General features: G+C 60.9%; 2 protein-coding genes and 3 pseudogenes. All 5 read right to left on the reverse strand.

Annotation, left to right across the window (positions count from 1 at the left end; translation table 11 throughout):
• Nucleotides 1-1191: pseudogene (locus tag VF436_RS12670) on the reverse strand (VirB4 family type IV secretion/conjugal transfer ATPase); the annotation flags it as partial.
• A 65-nt stretch (nucleotides 1192-1256) separates the two neighbouring features.
• Nucleotides 1257-1562, reverse strand: a complete 306-nt coding sequence (locus tag VF436_RS12675) for a VirB3 family type IV secretion system protein (protein WP_330904393.1) — start codon at nucleotides 1560-1562, stop codon at nucleotides 1257-1259.
• Entirely contained in the window at nucleotides 1555-1896 is a 342-nt protein-coding gene (locus tag VF436_RS12680) for a TrbC/VirB2 family protein (protein ID WP_414649846.1), read from the reverse strand. The genes VF436_RS12675 and VF436_RS12680 overlap by 8 nt, the downstream gene beginning before the upstream one ends.
• A gap of 1113 nt (nucleotides 1897-3009) precedes the next feature.
• Nucleotides 3010-3486: pseudogene (locus VF436_RS12685) on the reverse strand (lytic transglycosylase domain-containing protein); the annotation flags it as partial.
• Nucleotides 3487-3557: 71 nt separating this feature from the next.
• A pseudogene (locus VF436_RS12690) lies at nucleotides 3558-3759 on the reverse strand (P-type DNA transfer ATPase VirB11); the annotation flags it as partial.

Genomic DNA, 3759 nt, shown 5'->3' on the forward strand with positions numbered 1-3759 from the left:
GCCGGTAGCAAAGTTGTGCAGGGGAGAGAGACCGAGGAAGTTGAGCGAGCTGACATTGGCCAGCCGGGTGCGGAACTTCCAGTTGCCCGGAAACTGGGCATAGAAGGCGGCGGTGACCGCGAGATCTTCCTTGACGGTGACGAAGCCGGCGTTGGATAGCTCGGCGCGCGTCTGGGCGATCTGCTGCGACAGCGCTTCCTGGCTGGCCGCGTAGATAGTGATCGAGAAATGGTATTCGCCCAGCACGAAGTTACCCGAAGCCACCTGGTCCATGGCGTGGTCGAGTTCGGCGATCTGGGTGAACGATTTATCGCCCGAGGACACCATCATGCCCTTGGTACGCTCCAGCGCCTTGAGCGCGTCATGGCGGCCCATGGGGCTGAACGAGTGCGTGACGACGTATTCGAAGTCCATGTACTTCAGGCCATTGAGAATGCCCGGGTAGGTGGCTTCGCTGTATTCCTTGATGTTGAGGATCGCGCCGAAATGATTCACGCCATTGGGCGTGGTCAGCGCGAAGTCGCCCGTCTTGGCCGAGAAGCGCTGCTTGCTCACGGCCAGGTAGTCGTAGACAGGCGCCTTCAGAACCGGAACCGGCTCATCGATGCGATTGAGCAGGAATCCGAAGAATTCCAGGGTTTCGGAGAACACCATGCCATTGGGGGCTTCGTACATGCCCAGACGGTAGGGCGCGTAATCCTTGAGCACGGCTTCCACGTTGCCGGCCAGTTCCAGGATGGTGTTGATGGCTTGTTGCTGCTCGGCTTCGAGCTTGGCCACGTCGGCGGATTTCTCCACGAAGCGCTTGCCGCTCACCACCGGGCGATAAATCATCGTCAGGTAGAGCTCGTTCTGCATCAGTTTGGTGGCCGACAGCGCATTGAAATACGCATCGGACATCTGCTGGTTGAATTTCTGGTTGAAACGGCTGTTGTCCTTCAAGCGACGGCGCCGGCGAATGTCATGCACCCAGAAGGCGACGTTGACGAAGTCCGGTGCGCGCAGCGTCTGCAGCATGCGATTGAACGTGTTGTGCCGGTGTTCGAGTTCCCACTCTTCGCGGCCGACGAACGGCAGGCCCCCCAGGCGCCAGGTCAACATGTAATCGCCGCCGGTCGTCTTGAGCACCGTCGGGGATACATGGGTGGAGATCGAAACGAACTCGCTGATGGGAGCGTCTGGCCTGAACATGATGTCGTTACCGTGTGGATCTTTGGCGAATACCCTGGCGGGAAATCCCGCCAGGGCACTTTCAATCACTTGCCTGCTGCTTTTTCGCGGTAGGCGTTGGGCGTGAACACCCACATGCCTTCGTTGTCCGGGATGTTCCTCACCTTCAACCGGAACTGCATGCGCAATCCCAGCAGCCGGAAGATCATCTCGTCGCGACGTGCCATCTGCCGCATGATGAAGATCGACACCGGAATGGTGAGCAAGAACCAGAAATTGAAGTACATCGACGCCAACAAGCCGCCGCCCGCCCCAATGAAGAAAGGCACATAGGGGACGCCCATGAACATGGGAGGGCGCGTGCAACCACGAAAGAGAGCGTTTTTATGCATAACGGGCCAGCATGTACTGCGACACGTGCTGGATGCTGGCGGTCACGTTGCAAGCCGTGCTGGTCGTCGGGGTGCCGATGACCATCTTGGCGATCTGGCCAGCGGCGCCAATCAGCACGCCACCGATCAGGATCGGAGCCACGTCACCGATGCGCTTGTGCGCGAAGGCGATCTGGTAACCGGAGAACACCACGGCAGCCGTCACGACGGCGATCGAGGTCATGTTCAGGATCTTGTTGATATTGCCGAAGAAGCCGCAGACCTTCTGTCCGGTATCGGTGAAGTCGCCAACGGCGCTGCTGTCGTCTGCGAATGCCAGTTCAGGCAGCAGCATCATGGCGAGCAGAATGACGGCAAACATGATGCCGGAGAGCAGGCTCTTGGCCTGGTGGTCGAGGAACTGATTGTGCTGTTTCGGTGCCATCTTGGTTTCCCTATTGGATGATTCAAGAACGATGCGGCTTTAATGCTTGGGCCGCTTCAAAATAGGCCATGCAACACATGACCGACTCCCACTGTCCGCGCCCCGGAAAATTCCGGTTTACGGTTGCGGCCCGAAGGCCAACGTAACGAAGGACAGGCTTCGCCACGTATAACGCCATCATGTCGTAGGCGCGTCGCGTGACCCGCGACGCAACGGCATGATGTTGAATCCCTAGAAAACAAAGGCGCCATCCGAGTCGCCCTGTCGCAGGTCGGCCTGATCGGCCGGACGCGCCTGCACGTTGCCTGCCGGCGCTGCCTGCTGTTGTTGCTGACCGGCGGCACCGGGTACATCGACCTGCATGGTGCCATTGAGTTGTGGCCGATAAATGGCGCTATCGGCCGCAGCTTGTGACGCGGCCTCCTGTTGCTCGATGGCGGCCAGCGCGGCCGCTTCCGGCGCCTGCGCATTGGCCTGGCGCGCGGCTTGCAGTTGAGCCTGCAATTGCGGCGACAGCTGTGACCCCTGCTGTGACTGCATGGCTTGCAACATCGCCTGCACCTGCTGGGGATTCTGCATCTGCAAGGACTGGTTCTGCATCTGTTGCGCCTGCAACTGTTGCTGTTGTTGCTGAAGCTGCTGCTGACGCGCCATGACTTGCGCGTTCTGCATCATGGCCTGCAATTCCTGCGTGGTCTGCGGCATGCCGGCAGGCGCGGCCTGCGCCGGCATGGCCTGGCCCTGGCCACCCTGGCCGGCCATCATGGCGGCCAACGCCTGGGTGGTTTGCGGAATGCCCGCCTGGTTGTTCGTGCTGGCCGCGGCCGACACGGCAGCGGCCTGCGCGGAGCCTGCCGGCAGCCCGGCCATCGAAGCCACCGCCGGCGACACCAGACTGTTTACCGCCGTGTCGATCAGGCTGCTGCGGATGGCGACGCGATAGGCGGCGCCCGTGGTGGTAACCGGCACGTTGTAAGCGATGTTCGTGGCGCGCGGATTACCACGCGGTGTCGGCTCCATGGCCTGCGCCTGGCTGATCAACTGGATCGGCGCAGCCTGGGTCATGGCGACCTGGTGCGCGGCGCGGCCGATCGAGTCGAACACCTTCTGCACATAGCCGGTGCGGTAGCCGGTGACGTAGTTGCCCGAGTAGTAGCAACTGAAGGCCTTGCCCCAGTCACCGGCGCCGTTATAACAGTCGGCCAGGATACGCGCGCCAACAGACAGGTTGGTGCACTGGTCAAACGCCTTCTCGAATGTGTCGATGCCGTACTTGGCCAGGTTGTTGCGATTGACCTGGGCCAGGCCCACCGAATAGTTGTAGCCCTTCGATTCAAGCATCTGCACGGTGGCGATCGCTTCGGGCAGGTTCTGCGGCTGGCGCACGAGCTGGCCGCCCACCACGCCGATGGCGTATGGGTTATGGCTCGACTCGACATTGACGATGTGCTGCATCACCTCGGGCGAAACCGCGAGGTTGGGGCAAGCCATCATTTCCAATCCAGCGACCATGTGCGACCTCCGACGACTAGAAAACCTGTAACGCGATACGACCTGTCAAAACGCTGTTGCTACTTGTGCTCGGCCAGGTGTCGACCCGGGTTGAAATCGATGCCGGTGATGTGACGTCGCCCGGCATGGGCCTTGATGTGCACGACGATGTCGATGGTCATCATGAGCAATCGCTTGATGACGTCGAATTCCAGGCCCGACCCCTCGGCGGAGGCCTTGACCATCAGCGCCAGCTGATCCCAGGTCTGCTCGGTGCTGCCG

The sequence above is a fragment of the Dyella sp. genome (assembly GCF_036384435.1).
Lineage (GTDB): Bacteria > Pseudomonadota > Gammaproteobacteria > Xanthomonadales > Rhodanobacteraceae > GSA-30.